This window comes from Dermacoccus sp. CCH2-D9, from assembly GCF_001556795.1.
GTDB classification, from domain to species: Bacteria; Actinomycetota; Actinomycetes; order Actinomycetales; family Dermatophilaceae; genus Dermacoccus; species Dermacoccus nishinomiyaensis.
Genome location: NZ_LSJT01000078.1, coordinates 19,841 through 35,061, shown reverse-complemented (window position 1 = coordinate 35,061; position 15,221 = coordinate 19,841). Strand labels below are relative to the sequence as shown.

Here is a 15,221-nt window from a genome sequence, read left to right as displayed (position 1 = left end):
GCCGTGGGCGGTGGCGAGCCGTTCGCGCGTGGCACTGAGACGTTCGCCGTCGAGGTCGGTGAGGGCGACCTTCGCGCCGCGTTCGAGCAGCGCCTCCGCAAGCGCCGCGCCGATACCGCCTGCCGCCCCGGTCACCACGCACACCGCGCCGTGAACATCCATGTCTGCCACCTCGTTCATCGTCGTGAAGCATTGTTGAGCAATGCTCAATAGTTACCTCGATCACATCACAGACTGCGTCGGCCGCGCCAGGGGTTCATCGCCACCAGCTCTTCCGACCGGCGCCCGGCCGAGCGATCCGTGCGCATCTCAGCGCCGCCCGGCCACTGCCGGGCCGGGCGAACCACGCCCGCCCCTCGAACGACGTGCGACGACCTGCTCGGCTCCCCCGGCCCGAGACGATACGTTCGAGCCATGCCATGGAACCCACCAGAGATTCCCGCCTCCACCGGCGCACTGCTCTTCGATCGTTCGGGGCGCCTGCTCATCCTCGAGCCGACATACAAGAGCGGCTGGACGATCCCCGGCGGCGCGATGGAGGCCGACGGCGAGAGTCCATGGGACGGATGCCGGCGCGAGGTGCTCGAAGAGACGGGGCTGGTCGTGACGAGCGGACACCTCGTCATCGTCGACACCCGCCCGGGCAAGCTCGAGCGCAAGCTGGGGCTGCGCTTCCTCTTCGACTGCGGCACCCTCGACGACAAGCAGATTGCCTCGATCCGCCTGCAGGCCGACGAGATCGCCTCCCACCGCTTCGCCGAACGCGACGAGGCACTGGCCCTGCTGTCGAACCCCGTCGGACGGCGCGTCGCGCACGGCTGGGGCGCCCCTCACTGCCTCTACCTCGAGAACGGTCGGCCGGTCGACGGGGTGAACTGACGCCCCGGGGCTCACCCATCTGCGGTTGCCTCGGCCTGTTGACGCACCCCGCATCAGCCCGCAGGTCAGGCATCCACGCCCGCGGGAATGCGGATCGCAGCGCGACATCATAGGCTGGGCATCGAACGGAACGGCGCGCTCAGCGTCGTTGATTCTTTAACGAAGGTGGTATTCGCATGTTCAACCCCGGCAAGGCTCTCGGCCGCGCGATGGTCGGTTCGCTGTTCGTCTACGGCGGCCAGAACGCCATCAAGAACCGCGCTCACCTCGTGCCGATGATCGACGCCGCGCAGGAGCGCTACGGCCTCAAGGGTCAGCTCCCGCTCACGTCCGAGCAGCTCATCCAGGCCAACGGCGCCGGCATGATCGCCCTCGGCGCGGCGATGGGCCTCGGCATCAAGTCGCGTCTCGCTGCCATCGGCCTGCTGCCGTTGCTGGCCGCCACGACGGTCTCCGCCCACAACTTCTGGGACATCAAGGACGACCCGCAGGCCCGCAACCAGCAGATGACCGCCTTCTTCGGCAACCTCGCCGCCGCCGGTGGCCTCGTCACCGTCATCATGACGAAGAACTGACGCACCCGGGCGTCGAGGTCTGAGACGTCTGCGATCGACGTCTGAGGAGTCGCCGTCCGAGAATTCGATGGCGGCCTTGCGCCGCGTCACGCGTGAGAGCCGGAACCCTGCCTGGCAGGGTTCCGGTTCTCACGCGTTTTGTCTCGCAGCGGCGAGCGGCGCCAGCGGCGTCTCGGCTCTCAACGCGTGTCGCCGCGACGCACGTAGCGCCGGGCATCCGACGTGATCGGCTCGGCTCTCGCCGAATTGGTGGGCGGAGAACAGATCGGAAACCTCCCCGATCGCTTCCGATTGTCTGGCGAGCTTCTGCGACATCGACGAGACGCGTGCGCACCTCACGAGTCGACCTGGCACGTTCAGACCCTAGGTGCGAAGTGACGATAAGACGTCGACCAGCCCTATGTGCACGCGCACTCGATGAGCGACGGCTCGTGCCAGCGAGGTGTACCCACCCACGAAAGTAGGCACCCTCTCAGGTGTGCACTTTCGAAGATGCGGAATCTAGGGACGGTCCTCTTGGTGGTTTCCCTCGTTGAGGTGGCCGGTCTTGCCGGATGGTCAGGCGATGCGTGCGCCGCCGTCGACGTGGATGGTCTCGCCGGTTACGAACGACCCTTCGAGCAGCCACAGGACAGCACGTGCGATGTCGTCGTTCCGCCCCACTCGGCCGACCAGGGTCGCGCGCCCGGAGTCCTCGAGAAATTCGTGCTTCGCGTTGTCTCCCATCGCATCCCAGCTGCCGGAATCGATGATGCCGGGCGAGATCGCGTTGACCCTGATGGGAGCGAGCTCCTTTGCGAGATGCGTGACGGCGTAGGTGACTGCCCCGTTCGTGATGCCCATGACGGCGTATCCGGGCGACGGGTTCCACGCGGCGACGCCGGAGAACAGCAGAAGGCTGCCGTCGGGGCGAACCGTCTTGGCTGCATGCTTCGCCAGCAACATCGGACCGATCACCTTGGCCTCGAAGGCGGAGACGACATGGTCGTGGTCGAGCTGCGAGACCGGCACGTTGTGATGCGCAGACGCGGTGGTGACGATGTGATCGAGTGGTCCGACCTCGTCCAGAGCGCGCACGATGCTGTCTTCGTCGGTGATGTCGATGCTGACAGCTCGCGCTCCGGGGATCCGCTCAGCGGCCTCGCGCGCTTTCACCAGGTCGCGAGCACCGATGACAGGTGTTGCGCCTGCTTCGTGGATGGCGTTCGCGATGGCGAACCCGATATCGCGCGCGCCGCCGATGACGAGGACGTTCTGGCTGGCCAGGGGCAGGGTGGCACTCATGGGGTTCTCCCTTGCGTTGCGGTAATGAGATGCGTTGTGCGGGGATCAGATGTGGCGACGCTCGCGCGCGTCCAGTCGCAGGGTGACAAAGGCAAGGGCCAACCCCGCTGCGGTCATCATAGCGCCGACGATGTTGGCCGAGGCGTACCCGAAACCGGCCCCGATGGCGGCGCCAGGGAGCCACGCAGACGGTCCGTTCGAGCCGACTGCTTCCATCGCACGAGGTGCCTGAACGCTTCCAGGGCCGGTCTGCCTCGACTTTGCGCAAGCGGGTGGCTCCGGGCCCGACTGTGCAATGTCCGAGGCGTGTCGTGTGCAAAGTACGGCGCATCTCGACATCGGTCAGCCGCATTCCTGGGCTATTGCAAAGGCCTGGTTCGAGTCAGTTGCCCAGGTTTGCCGGTGAACGTGTGAGTGGGGCCCCGCCAAATTTGGCGGGGCCCCACTCACACGTCAGGGGTGCAAGACGATCAGTGCTTGATCATCCCGTGCGGGTCGATGATGTACTTCTCGTCCGAACCCTCGTTGAACTTCACGTATGCGTCAGGGGCCTCGTCGAGGCTGATGACCTTGGTGTTGAGCATGTCGCTCAGGTAGGGCATGCGGTCCCACAGGATGGCCATCATGAGTTCACGGTTGTAGTGCATGATCGGCGCCTGGCCCGCAGAGATGCGGGGCGACTTGATCCACACCTTGCCGAAGTCGAGCGGGAAGGTGCCTTCCTTGCCTTCCTGCGTCGGCGCGAGCGGGTCGGGCCCGTAGACACCGATGACGCCCGTGGCGCCGCCGGCTCGGGTTGCGTCCATGACCTGGTTGATCGCGGCCTGCGGCATGAGCTTGTCCGCGTCGGAGCCGATGCCGTGAGCTTCGGCTCCGACGTAGTCGACGGCGCTGTCGACCATCGGCTCACCGAGGATGGCCTCGATCTGGTCGGTCAGGGGCACGTCCTTGGACAGGTCGATGGTCTCGCAGCCGCTGCGCTTGACGAGGTCGAGTCGCTTCTGGTCGTAGTCGCCGACGATGATGCACGACGCACCGAGCAGGCGGGCCGCAGCAGCGCCGCAGCGTCCGACGGGGCCAGCGCCGGCGATGTACACGGTGGAGCCCGGCTTGGCGCCGGCTTCCATGAGACCGTGGAATGCGGTGGGGAGGATGTCCGACAGCAGCGCCAGGTCGCGGATCTTCTCCATGGCCTGGTCCTTGTCGGGGAAGCGCAGGAGCTGGAAGTCGGCGTAGGGCACGAACATGTACTCGGCCTGGCCGCCGTCCCAGTTACCCAGGTTGAAGCCGTAGGCGGCGCAGGAGGCGTCGGGGTTCGTCGTCTCGCACACCTCGGTGTGGCGGGCGCGGCAGTTGCGGCAGCGGCCGCAGGCGACGTTGAAGGGGACGGAGACGAGGTCGCCCTCGGACAGGAACTCGACGTCAGGGCCGACCTCGACGACCTGCCCAGTCATCTCGTGACCCATGAGCATGCCCTCGGGCACCGGGAACGAACCGCGGTAGATGTGCAGGTCGGACCCGCAGATGTTCGTTGCGACGATCTTGAGAATGACGCCGTGCGGGGCCTTCTGGCCGTTCGGCATCTCGAGCTTGGGGTAATCGACGGTGTCGACTCGCATGTCTTCGGTACCGTGGAACACCACGGCGCGGTTACCAGTTGCCATGTCTTTCACTCCTTCGACCGCCCCAGCTCGAAGCGGCCCGTCGAGGGGCCCGTGGATTACGGGTCTGCCTGCAGCTAACCAGAGTGCGGTTGTTTCTTCCAGCCCGATGCAACCGCGTCGGGGCATCCATGTCGCGAGTTGAATCGCCCCGGGTTCGGTAGAGGCTGTCATTCGGCGCAAAGATCGACAACATGGCAGCACCAGGGGCTGCCGAAGAGTCGATTGCACCCCAACTCGACCAGCGCCATCACACGCTGCTCAACCGCTGTCGCGGGGCGCTGCTCGTCGCGCACCTGCCGACTGGTGGTCATGGGGGTGAGGTTCGCCGCGAAGCGCGCCTTCGGCCCAGACGGAGCCAGATCCGTCCTGGCTGGCGGGCCGGAACGTTACGGCCTGTTCGCCAGCAACGTCCTCAACTGCGCCGCTGCCTCGTTCGCCGCCTGCTCGCTCATCTGCGACAGGTCCAACCCGATCAGCGGGCGAACCTGCAGCATGCAGTCCAGCCTCGCCTGCTGATTTGGGTCGTAGCTGACCTGCGGCAGGCCCTCCTCCTCGGCGATGTCCTCCGCCTCGTCTCGGCCTCGTCCACCATCGTTTTCTCCCACACGCTCGGAATCGGCACAAACGCCACCTGGCTCCAATCCGGGACCGGACTCGCGGGCGGCATCCGCAGTCTCGCCTGCCTCCGGCTCGGCCATGCCGAAAGGTCGAAGACGAGTCATGACGCTCGCCGCGAGGGTGGTCGTGGCGCAAGGGCCGTCATCGATCGTCAGTTGACGCGGGTGGGCAGCTCCTGGCCCGCACGGTGGGCGTCGATGTTCGCAAGGACGACGTCGGCCATCGCGCGGCGCGTCTCGTGCGTCGCGCTCGCGACGTGCGGGGTGATGACGACCGTGTCGAGGTCGCATAGCTCCTGCGGGATGCTTGGCTCGTCGGCGAACACGTCGAGCGCGGCGCCCGCGATCGCGTCATGCTGCAACGCCTCGATGAGCGCCTCCTGGTCGACGACGCTGCCCCGCGCAATATTGACGATGTAGCCGTTTTCACCGAGGGCGGCGAGCACGTCGGCGTCGACGAGCGCCTTCGTCTGCGCGCCGCCAGGAGTCGCGACGACGAGGACGTCGGCCCATTCGGCCAGCGCCGCGGGGCTCTCCTCGTAGTCGTAGGCGACGTCCTTGCGCGAACGATTGTGGTACCTGATCTCGCAGCGGAACCCTTCGAATCGCGTCGCGATCGCCTGCCCGATGCGGCCGAGACCGAGGATGCCGACCTTCGCTCCGGTGACGCGCCGCTGCAGCGGGTACGGGCCGTCACTCTTCCAACGACCCTGTCGCGCATACCGATCCGAGGCGGAGATGGCGCGCATGACGTCGATCGTCAGGCCGATGGCGAGGTCGGCGACACAGTCGTCGAGGACGTCGGGGGTGTTCGTCACCGGGATGCCACGCGCGGTGGCCGCGTCGACGTCGGTGGCGTCGTACCCGACGCCGAAGTTGGCGATGAGTTCGAGGTTCGGCAACGCGTCGATGAGGCGCGCATCCGCTCCGACGCCCGCACTGCTGACAACGACGCGGATGTCAGCGGCGTGATCGTCGAGCATCGCGCGTCGGTCAGCGCCACCGCGTGGCCAGGTCAAGGCGCCGTCATCGACGAGCTGCTCGACGAGCGGCGGGTACAGCCCGCCGGCGCCCAGGATCAGTGTGTCGCTCATGCCCTCATCGTGGCATCCCGGTCACGCTCGAGCCGATGCGCCCCGCGACGCGCGCGGCACCACGGAGCGGGGCACCCAAGTCCTACGTGTCGGCCGCCAGCGTCTGGGAGACGACGATCAAGGTGCGCTCCGGCAAGCTGTCCGGGCCTGACGACATCACGACCCTCTGCGGGCGGCCGGGCTCTTCGAGTTGCCCGTTCTTCCTTGGCATGCCGATGAGGCGGCGCGCGTCAGCAGCGAACTGCCCCACCGCGACCCGTTCGACGCGATGCTCGTCACCCAGGCAGCCCTCGAAGACCTGACCCTGGTGACAGCCGACCGCCATCTTCTCGGCACCTCGCTCTGCCGCACCCTCGACGCCTCGCGCCGAAGACGACCAAGCGAGCTCCTGGCCGAGCCTGCGAGGTCAGCCCCCACCCCCACGCTGACGACGATCAAGCGAGCCCGCTGGGCGAGCGCTGAGGAGTCAGCGTCAAAGATCATCGAACTCCGGGTGACCGGGCAGCGCGCTCGCGCTGCCCGGTCACCCCGAGTTGCGCAGCGCTGTCGCCAGTCCGTTCATCGTGAGCAGGATGCCGCGTTTGAGTTGGGGGTCATCGTCGCCGGCGCGGTAGCGGCGCAGGAGTTCGACCTGCAGGTGGTTGAGGGGCTCGAGGTAGGGGAAGCGGTTGAAGACGGAACGTTTGAGAGCGGCGTTGTCCCACAGCAGGTCGTCGTGGCCGGTGATCTTCTCGTACATGGCGAGGGTGCGGGCGTGTTCGTCGCGGATCTTGTCGAACACGCGCGCTCGCAGGTCGGCGTCTTCGACGAGTTCGGCGTATTCGGCGGCGAGTCCGAGGTCGGATTTCGCCATGACCTGCGCCATGTTGGAGATGACGGAGCGGAAGAACGGCCAGCGTTCGACGTAGCCGCGCAGTTGCGCGAGGCGCGCGTCGTCGTCACCGATCCAGCGTTCGAGGGCGGTGCCCGTGCCATACCAGCCGGGCAGCATGACGCGGCACAGCGACCACGACATCACCCACGGGATGGCGCGCAGGTCGGCGATCGACGACGTCGGTTTGCGTGAGCTGGGGCGGGAGCCGATGTTGAGTTCGCCGATCTCGGCGACGGGCGTCGACGTCTTGAAGTAGTCGACGAATCCGTCGGTGCGGTGCACGAGGTCGCCGTACGCCTCGCGGGCGAGGGCGGCGATCTCGTCCATCGCGGCGTAGGCGTCGTCGACCTCGGACGGTTCGAGACCCTCGACGTCGAGCAGGGACGACTCGATCGTCGCGGAGACGAGTGCCTCGAGGTTGCGCGTGGCGAGCTTCGGTTCGGCGTACTTGGCGGCGATGATCTCGCCCTGTTCGGTGAGGCGCAGCGAGCCACGCACGGCGCCCGGCGGTTGCGCGAGGATCGCGTCGTAGCTCGGGCCACCACCACGTCCGACGGTGCCGCCGCGGCCGTGGAACAGCCGCAGTCGGATGCCGGCTTCTTCGGCCACCTCGACGAGGTCGAGTTCCGCGCGGTACAGCGCCCAGTTGGCGGCCATGTAGCCGCCGTCCTTGTTCGAGTCGCTGTAGCCGAGCATGACCTCCTGCAGCCCTCCGCCCTTGCGTGCAGGTGCACCCGGGTGCATCTGCACGCAGTGGGTGTCGGCGGGCGGCGCCTTCGAATCGACGAGGGCGCGGTAGGCGGGGACGGCGAGCGCCGCGCGCAGCGTCGTCGCGGAGACCTGCAGATCCTCGATCGTCTCGAACAGCGGCACGATGTTGACGCTGCAGCGCGGACCGTCTGGCGTCACCGTCAGGAGCCCGGCCTCCTTGAGCAGGACGGCCGTCTCGAGCATGTCGGACACGCTCGTGCACATCGAGATGACGTGGTTCGGCACGGCCTTCTCACCGAACGTCCTGACGGCGTGTGCGGCGGCCGCGGTGATAGCGAGTTCTTTCGTCGTCGTCTCGCTGAACGTCGCATTCGGCCCGGCGAGGGGACGGTTGTTCGCGAGCTCCGCGGTGAGCAGCTCGACGCGGGCGTCCTCGTCGAGCGCGGCGTAGTCGTCGCAGACGCCGGCCCAGGCGAACAGCTCCGCGATGGTCGCCTCGTGCGTCTCGGAGTTCTGGCGCAGGTCGAGGCCGTAGAGGTGAAAACCGAACGTGCGCACCGCTTCTCGCAGCGTGGCGAGTCGGTCGTCGGCGATCAGGTCGTCACTGGTGCTGCGCAGCGAGGCGTCGATGACGTCGAGGTCGGCGAGGAACTCCTCGGGCGTCGCATAGGCGACGTACGGGTCGTCAGCCTCACCGCCCTGCCCCGCGCCGACGGCGCCGGCTGGCCCAGCCGCGCCCGCCGCGCCGGGATCGCCCGCATCAGCCCCCACGACGACCCCATGCGTCTCCATGAGTCGGTCGTGCACGTACGACAACGCCTGACGGTAGGGCTCGTCGTCGCGCGCGTCACCGGCGTCAGCCGCGTGCTGCGCGAGGGCCAGCAACTCGTCCGTGACGGGCGCCATGCGTCGGGAGAGCGACAGGCTCGTCTGCAGCTTGTCGAGCTCGTCGAGGTAGTGATCGAGCGCCGTCTCCGCGGCACGGCGTGTGGCGTAGGCGACGACGTCACCCGTGACGTTGGGGTTGCCGTCACGGTCGCCACCGATCCACGAACCAGCCTGCAGCACAGGATCATCCGCGATTCCAGCGCCCGGGAGCAGGGCCGCGAACGCGTCACGCAGCTCGGCGTTGAGCGTCGGCATCACCTCGAAGAACGCGGCGTCGTACCAGCGCAGGCCCGCGTCGATCTCGTCGGTGATCGTGATCTTGCTCAGCCGGATGAGGGCCGTCTGCCACAGCGTCAGCACCCACAGCTTGATCTGGCGCAGGTTCTCCGCATCCTCGCTCGGGTCGAGCTGCATGCGCGTGCGCTCCCGCATGAGGCGCTTGATGTGGCTCTGCGCCTCGAAGACGGTGCGGCGGCGCGTCTCCGTCGGGTGCGCCGTGATGACGGGAACGACGGTGGCGCCCGCCAGCCGCTCGGAGGCCGTGTCACCGTCGATATGGGCGCCGGCGAGCTTGCGGAAGGTCGCCGCGAGCGAGCCGTCCTGCGGATCCTCCCCCGCCGCGACGTGAGCGGCGCGGCGACGCTCACGGTGCAGATCCTCCGCGATGTTCGCGAGCAACGCGAAGTGGCTGAACGCTCGGATGACGTGGAGGGCGTCGCGCGTCGACAGCCCCGTCAGCGTGTCGCCGAACGACGCGCGGTCGACCTCCTGACGACGGACCCCGAACGCCCTGACCCGGGCGTCCTCGACGAGGCCGAAGACGCGTTCACCCTCGTGCTCGCGGATGACGTCACCGAGCAACCCGCCGAGCAGACGGATGTCGTCGCGCAGCGGCTCGGTGGCCGAGCGGTCCGCGTCAGTGGTCGTGAAGTGCAGAAGTTCTGACATGTTCGCCAGTATGCCGAGGCCGGCCCCCGCGTTTCAGCGGCGTCCAGGCCGTGTCACACGCCCGAAACACGCTTGCGCCACAGCGTGTTCGAGCTCGGGGGATGCGGCAATGACCTGACGTGCACGAAATGGCGCGGCTGGGCCCTGCGTTCGCCGCGCGATGCAGCCCTCAGGCCGTGACGCGACGCCGGTACGCGAGCACCATGGCGGTCGCCGTCAGTGTGCCGACGATGGCGACGACGAACACGGTGTGGATGTTCGAGACGTCGAGGACGAACGCTCCGAGGGCGGCTCCGCCGGCGATCGCGAAGTTGAAGATGCCCGAATCGAGCGCTGCGGCGGGCTCGGCGTAGGGCCCGGCGCTCGTCAGCACCCAGTGCTGCAGCACGACGGCCATCGCGCCACCGAACAGTCCCCACACGCCCATCGCGAGGGCCGCGACGGCGGGGGTTCCCGACAGCATGAGGCCCGCGATGCCGGCCGTCATGCCGCACGTGACGAGCAGCAGCGCGAGCATCGGGCGACGTCGCATGATGGGCGCTGAGCCGACGTTGCCGAACAACCCGGTGATGCCCATGACGAGCAGCATCGCGCCGACACCCGCGGGGCTGACGTGCGCGAACTCCTGCAGCGCAGGGCTCGCGTAGGTGTACGCGCAGAACTGCGCGACGACGAGCACCGCCGTCACGAGCAGCGCGAGACGCACCGGGCCGATCGACCAGGCGCGGCGGTACCCGTCGGTCGTGAACTTCTCGTCGACGAGCACGCTCGGCACGAGGAACCACAGCGCCACGGCAATGACGAAGCAGAACGCGGCGAGCGCGTAGAACGCGACGTGCCACGTCCACGTCGTGCCGAGCCACGTGCCGATCGGCACGCCGAGGATCGTCGCTCCCGACGCCCCCGCGAACGCGACGGTGGTCGCGAGCGCCGCGCGTTCGGGCGCGACGATGCGGGAGGCGACGATGGCGATGAGCGCCCAGAACACGCCGATGCCGAGCCCGGCGCACAAACGCGCTACGAGGTAGACGGCGACGTTCGTCGCCATCCCGGACGCCGTGGTCGCGGCCGCGACGACCAGCAGTGCCGTGAAGAGCACGACGCGGCGATCGAGGGTGCCGATGGCGAGTGACGTCGACAACCCCATGACGCCGGCGACGGCGCCGGCCAGCGTCACGCCGAGGCCTACGGCTCCTTCGGAGGCGCCCAGGTCGTCGCTGATCAGGGTGAGGACGCCGATCGGCAGCTCCTCGACCGTCACCATCGCGAAGATGCCGAGGGCGAGCACGACCACCCCCGGCCACCCTGACGCCCGCAGACCCCTGTGCTCGTTCATCGCCCTCCTTCGACAAGATGGCCGCCCCACAGGATCGGGGGCGGCAGATGAACTCCCAGTTTCTCAGACCTGGCGCTCTTGGCGAATCGCTGCGCTTCTGGGCGTCAACACCCCGCCCCATCTGCGATTCCTGTCCCCATCCGCGTTTTTCGTCCACATCTGCGATCCAGCGACCCAACGGCGATTCACGGACACATGTGACCGAGAAGCGCCGTTGAGTAGGGGCTGATCGGGACCCAGGTGTCGCGCTCGCCGCCCGGCCCGGCTCCGCGCGGTGTCGACGACGTGCCCGACGTCGAGGACGGCGATGCTTGACGCGCGGGGTCGATGCGTCACGATGGAGGGGAACATCCATTCCCGAGACGTAGGACGCACCGTGACGGCGCCATCAGCCTCCTCCACCACATCAGCCCCCGACGGCTGGAACGCCTCCGTCGCCGCGAACCCCGACGGCGGCGCATTCTTCCAGCTCGCGGAGTTCGCCGAGATCAAGGCCGACGCCGGGTGGAGGCCCCGCTTCGTCGACGCGGGCGGGGTCGCCGTCATGGTGCTCGAGCGGATCGTCCCGCCGCTGGGGCGGCTGTGGTACGTGCCGCAGGGCCCCGGGCTGGCGGAGGGCAGCGACCCGTCGGGCGTGCTGACGGCGCTGGCCGCGCAGGCGAAGAAGCGCCTCGTCTTCGCGATCAAGTTCGAGCCGCAGCTCGTCGATTCACCCGAGAACCGGGCGGCGCTCGAGGCCGCGGGCGCTCACCGCACGACCGACGTCCAGCCCACGTTCTCGACGGTGTGGCTCGACATCCGGCCCGACGCCGAGACCCTGCTCAAGGGCTTCGACTCGAAGGCGCGCTACAACATCCGCCGCGCCGTCAAGGACGGCGTGACGACCGCCGAGGTGCCGATCGACGACGCCTCGTGCCGCACGTTCTACGACCTGTTCGTCAAGACGGCCGAGGGCCGTTTCGTCATCCGCCCCTACGAGTACTACCGCACGTTCTGGCAGACGTACGCGCGCGACGGCCGCGGCGCCTTCTTCTTCGCCTACTACGAGGGTGAGGTCATCTCGGCAGACTTCGTCATGATCAACGGCCACCTCGCGAGCCGCAAGGACGCGGCGTCGGTGCCCGTCAAGAAGGTGCGCGGCGCCGCGGCGCTTCTCGTGCTCGACACGATCAAGGCGCTCAAGGAGCGCGGCGTCACCGACTACGACCTGTGCGGCGCCCCGCCCTCGGATCGCGCCAAGGACGAGACGCACCCGCTCTACGGCGTCGGACAGTTCAAGACGGGGTTCAACAAGGAGATCACCGACTACGTCGGCACCTGGCTGCTGCCCGTGATGCCGCTGCAGGCGAAGGCGTGGGAGGCCGGCGTCGAGAAGGCTGTGCGCAAGGCCCACTTCGTCGTGAAGAAGACGCCGTACTTCTGATCGGCGCCCGCGCATCCTGCGATTCGGGGTGAGATGCCGCGCGGGGCGAGAATAGGCCACGATGAATGCCCTCTTCGACCTCGACGCCATCGGACGCGGGCTGCCCTTCGCGACGGCCACCGCTGAGTTGACGCGCGCTCTCGACGCGGGCGCGTGCGTCGTCCAGGCCCCGCCCGGCACGGGCAAGACGACGCTCGCGCCGCCGCTCGTCGCGAACTGGCTCGCTGAGCGAGGCGACGCATGGCGCGACGTCGACACCGCAGCGGCCCGTGGAGTGACGCCCGGCCGAGCGGGCCGCGTCATCGTCACCCAGCCGCGCCGCGTCGCCGTACGCGCTGCCGCACGCCGTCTGGCACAGCTGACGGGGTCGCGTCTCGGTGACGTCGTCGGCTACGCAGTGCGCGGCGAATCCCGCTCGAGCACAGCGACACTCGTCGAGTTCGTCACGCCCGGTCTGCTCGATCGGCGCCTGCTCGCCGACCCCGAACTGACGGGCGTCGGCGCCGTAATCCTCGACGAGGTGCATGAGCGCTCGATCGAATCCGACGTCGCGTTCGGCCTGCTCGCCGACGTACGCGCGCTGCGTGACGATCTCGTCGTCGTCGCGATGTCAGCGACGCTCGACGCACCGCGTTTCGCCGATCTCCTCGCCGCGACCACCACGTCGGGTGAGGCACCCCTCGTCGATTGCCCGTCCGCGCTGCACCCGCTCGACGTGCGATGGGCGCCGTTCGACTCGCCCCGCCTCGACGCGCGCGGCGTCACCCGGGCCTTCCTCGAGCACGTCGCGCGCACCACGACCCGCGCGCTGGACGATGCCGACACTCATGTCGGCGGGCGTGGCACTGCCGCAGCGACGGACGCCGTCGCCAACTTGGCCGGCTTGCGGGGCTGCGACGCGCTCGTCTTCCTCCCGGGTGCGCGCGAGGTGTCGATCGTCGCCGAGCAGGTGCGGCAACTGCGCCCCGAACTCGACGTGCTCGAACTGCACGGGCGCATCGACGCCGCCGAGCAGGATCGCGCGACGTCCGGTCGCGGACCCGACGAACGGCGCCGCGTCGTCGTCTCCACAGCCCTCGCGGAGTCGTCACTGACGGTGCCCGGCGTGCGCCTCGTCGTCGACGCCGGGCTCTCGCGCGAACCTCGACGCGACGTCGCGCGCGGCATGAACGGCCTTGTCACCGTGGCGTGTTCGCGCGCCAGCGCGGTGCAGCGTGCCGGCCGTGCGGCCCGTCTCGGGCCCGGCATGGCGGTGCGTTGCTACGACGAGCAGACGTTCGCGCGCATGCCCGAGCATGTCACGCCCGAGATGGCGACGAGCGACCTCACCGACGTCGCCCTGACGTTCGCGGCGTGGGGCACGCCGGGCGGCACCGGGCTTTCCCTGCCGACGCAACCACCTGCGCCCGCCCTGCGCGAGGCGACGCACACCCTCGTCGGCCTGGGCGCGCTCGACGCTGACGGTCGCATCACCGCCCTCGGCAGGACGCTCGTCGAGGTGCCCGCCGACCCGCGGCTCGCCCGCGCACTCCTCGTCGCGGCCGAGCGAATCGGCGCCCGATCGGCTGCGGAGTACGTCGCCGCACTCGCCGACGACGTCCGCTCGAGGGACGCCGACCTCGACCACGCGATCGCCGAGCTGCTGGGGCCGGCCCGTTCGCGGTGGGTGCGCGAGAGCGAACGCCTCACGCGCGTCGTCGCGGCCGGCTGGAACGACGCCGGCGCCACCCCGGACCCCGGGTGGGCGCCCGGACACGCCGCGGCATCTCGACGGGCTCGCTCCGTGGACGCCGAGACCGAGAGCGACGCCGGTCTCGTCATCGCTCTTGCGTATCCGGAACGCGTGGCGCATCGCGTCGCCGAGGGCGTCTACCTCACGGCGTCGGGAACCCGTGCGGGGCTAGACGATTCACCGTTGACCGAGTGTGAGTGGTTGGCTGTCGCGGACGTCGTGCGTTCCGATGGTCGCGCCGCGCGTGGGACGGGCGCCGTCATCCGGTTGGCGGCCCCGATCACTCGACCGATCGCGGAGGACGCAGCGGCGCACCTGCTCGTCGACGAGGTGCGCGCGACGTGGGACGCGACCTCCGGCAAGGTCGTGGGGCGGCGCGTCAAGGCGCTCGGCGCGATCGAGTTCTCGGCGACACCAACGTCCCCAACGCCGGAAGTGGCGCGACAAGCCGTCGCGAATGCTCTTGCAGCGCAGGGGCTTTCGTTGCTGACATGGAGCGATGCTGCAGCGGCGCTGCGACGCCGTCTGGCTTTCCTGCACCACCACCTCGCCGACCCGTGGCCCGCGATGGACGACGACACGCTGCTCGCCCGACTCGACGAGTGGCTCGCCCCGGAGCTCGACCGCCTCGCCCGTGGGGCGAAGCTCGCCTCCATCGACCTGACGGAACCGCTGCGTCGCCTGCTGCCCTGGCCCGAGGCGACACGTCTCGACGAGTTGGCACCCGAGCGGCTGCGTGTGCCCAGCGGCTCCAGCGTGCGCATCACCTACCCACCCCTCGACGAACCGGGCGGCCCGCCCATCGTCGCAGTGAAACTGCAGGAGTGCTTCGGGCTGACGCAGACCCCGCGCCTCGCCGACGGGCGCGCACCTGTGCTGTTCCACCTGCTGTCGCCTGCGCAGCGACCCGTCGCCGTCACCGACGACCTCGCCTCGTTCTGGGCCGGGCCCTACGCGGGCGTGCGCGCCGACATGCGCGGCCGCTACCCGAAGCATCCGTGGCCCGAGGACCCTCTCACACACGTCGCGACGGCGAAGACGAAGAACCGCCTCTGAAGCCCGGCGGCACTTCGGGGCCACAATCCTGCATGGCCGAGTTGCAGTCCCCCAACTCCCAACTCGAGGGCCGCAACCCCGCATGGCTGAGTTGCAGTCCGCAACTCACCGGCCGAGAGCCTCAACCCGCCTGGCGACGC

General features: G+C 68.9%; 13 protein-coding genes. 4 read left to right on the top strand and 9 right to left on the bottom strand.

What is annotated here, in order from left to right:
• Window positions 1-162 (bottom strand): SDR family NAD(P)-dependent oxidoreductase (locus AX669_RS06980; protein WP_156444952.1); only part of this gene is annotated, 162 nt, incomplete at its 3' end.
• 252 nt (window positions 163-414) lie between these two features.
• Between AX669_RS06980 and AX669_RS06975 the strand changes: the two genes are divergently transcribed.
• Together AX669_RS06975 and AX669_RS06970 are read left to right on the top strand one after the other, a co-directional pair.
• Window positions 415-879: an NUDIX hydrolase gene (locus AX669_RS06975; RefSeq protein ID WP_062257467.1), complete on the top strand. Its 465-nt coding sequence runs from the start codon at window positions 415-417 to the stop codon at window positions 877-879.
• 176 nt (window positions 880-1,055) lie between these two features.
• Window positions 1,056-1,454 carry a DoxX family membrane protein gene (locus AX669_RS06970; RefSeq protein WP_006945735.1) on the top strand — a complete coding sequence of 133 codons (399 nt, stop codon included), beginning with the start codon at window positions 1,056-1,058 and terminating at the stop codon, window positions 1,452-1,454.
• Between the two features lie 558 nt (window positions 1,455-2,012).
• Here AX669_RS06970 and AX669_RS06965 read toward each other — a convergent pair.
• The 8 genes from AX669_RS06965 to AX669_RS06935 form a co-directional block, all read right to left on the bottom strand.
• Complete coding sequence (locus AX669_RS06965) at window positions 2,013-2,738, bottom strand: SDR family oxidoreductase (RefSeq protein WP_062257465.1); 726 nt, start codon at window positions 2,736-2,738, stop codon at window positions 2,013-2,015.
• Between the two features lie 470 nt (window positions 2,739-3,208).
• Complete coding sequence (locus AX669_RS06960) at window positions 3,209-4,402, bottom strand: alcohol dehydrogenase catalytic domain-containing protein (RefSeq protein WP_062257463.1); 1,194 nt, start codon at window positions 4,400-4,402, stop codon at window positions 3,209-3,211.
• A 167-nt stretch (window positions 4,403-4,569) separates the two neighbouring features.
• Window positions 4,570-4,713: a hypothetical protein gene (locus tag AX669_RS13355; RefSeq protein WP_156444951.1), complete on the bottom strand. Its 144-nt coding sequence runs from the start codon at window positions 4,711-4,713 to the stop codon at window positions 4,570-4,572.
• Window positions 4,714-4,788: 75 nt separating this feature from the next.
• Window positions 4,789-5,100: a hypothetical protein gene (locus AX669_RS06955; RefSeq protein ID WP_062257461.1), complete on the bottom strand. Its 312-nt coding sequence runs from the start codon at window positions 5,098-5,100 to the stop codon at window positions 4,789-4,791.
• A 71-nt stretch (window positions 5,101-5,171) separates the two neighbouring features.
• The gene (locus tag AX669_RS06950) at window positions 5,172-6,113 is read right to left on the bottom strand and encodes a 2-hydroxyacid dehydrogenase (protein ID WP_062257460.1); all 942 of its coding nucleotides are present in this window, start codon (window positions 6,111-6,113) and stop codon (window positions 5,172-5,174) included.
• 82 nt (window positions 6,114-6,195) lie between these two features.
• The gene (locus AX669_RS06945) at window positions 6,196-6,438 is read right to left on the bottom strand and encodes a hypothetical protein (RefSeq protein WP_062257458.1); all 243 of its coding nucleotides are present in this window, start codon (window positions 6,436-6,438) and stop codon (window positions 6,196-6,198) included.
• Between the two features lie 198 nt (window positions 6,439-6,636).
• Window positions 6,637-9,534, bottom strand: a complete 2,898-nt coding sequence (ppc, locus tag AX669_RS06940; protein WP_062257456.1) for a phosphoenolpyruvate carboxylase — start codon at window positions 9,532-9,534, stop codon at window positions 6,637-6,639.
• A 169-nt stretch (window positions 9,535-9,703) separates the two neighbouring features.
• Entirely contained in the window at window positions 9,704-10,870 is a 1,167-nt protein-coding gene (locus tag AX669_RS06935; protein ID WP_040014707.1) for an MFS transporter, read from the bottom strand.
• A gap of 376 nt (window positions 10,871-11,246) precedes the next feature.
• Between AX669_RS06935 and AX669_RS06930 the strand changes: the two genes are divergently transcribed.
• Entirely contained in the window at window positions 11,247-12,293 is a 1,047-nt protein-coding gene (locus tag AX669_RS06930; RefSeq protein ID WP_038566863.1) for a peptidoglycan bridge formation glycyltransferase FemA/FemB family protein, read from the top strand.
• 61 nt (window positions 12,294-12,354) lie between these two features.
• Entirely contained in the window at window positions 12,355-15,081 is a 2,727-nt protein-coding gene (hrpB, locus tag AX669_RS06925) for an ATP-dependent helicase HrpB (protein ID WP_062257454.1), read from the top strand.
• Window positions 15,082-15,221: the final 140 nt, after the last annotated feature.

Bases quoted from the DNA above. Each gene is read 5' to 3' on its own strand.
- AX669_RS06975 (WP_062257467.1), top strand. From the start codon at position 415: ATGCCATGGAACCCACCAGAGATTCCCGCCTCCACCGGCGCACTGCTC.
- AX669_RS06970 (WP_006945735.1), top strand. From the start codon at position 1,056: ATGTTCAACCCCGGCAAGGCTCTCGGCCGCGCGATGGTCGGTTCGCTG.
- AX669_RS06965 (WP_062257465.1), bottom strand. From the start codon at position 2,738: ATGAGTGCCACCCTGCCCCTGGCCAGCCAGAACGTCCTCGTCATCGGC.
- AX669_RS06960 (WP_062257463.1), bottom strand. From the start codon at position 4,402: ATGGCAACTGGTAACCGCGCCGTGGTGTTCCACGGTACCGAAGACATG.
- AX669_RS13355 (WP_156444951.1), bottom strand. From the start codon at position 4,713: ATGACCACCAGTCGGCAGGTGCGCGACGAGCAGCGCCCCGCGACAGCG.
- AX669_RS06955 (WP_062257461.1), bottom strand. From the start codon at position 5,100: ATGGCCGAGCCGGAGGCAGGCGAGACTGCGGATGCCGCCCGCGAGTCC.
- AX669_RS06950 (WP_062257460.1), bottom strand. From the start codon at position 6,113: ATGAGCGACACACTGATCCTGGGCGCCGGCGGGCTGTACCCGCCGCTC.
- AX669_RS06945 (WP_062257458.1), bottom strand. From the start codon at position 6,438: ATGGCGGTCGGCTGTCACCAGGGTCAGGTCTTCGAGGGCTGCCTGGGT.
- ppc (WP_062257456.1), bottom strand. From the start codon at position 9,534: ATGTCAGAACTTCTGCACTTCACGACCACTGACGCGGACCGCTCGGCC.
- AX669_RS06935 (WP_040014707.1), bottom strand. From the start codon at position 10,870: ATGAACGAGCACAGGGGTCTGCGGGCGTCAGGGTGGCCGGGGGTGGTC.
- hrpB (WP_062257454.1), top strand. From the start codon at position 12,355: ATGAATGCCCTCTTCGACCTCGACGCCATCGGACGCGGGCTGCCCTTC.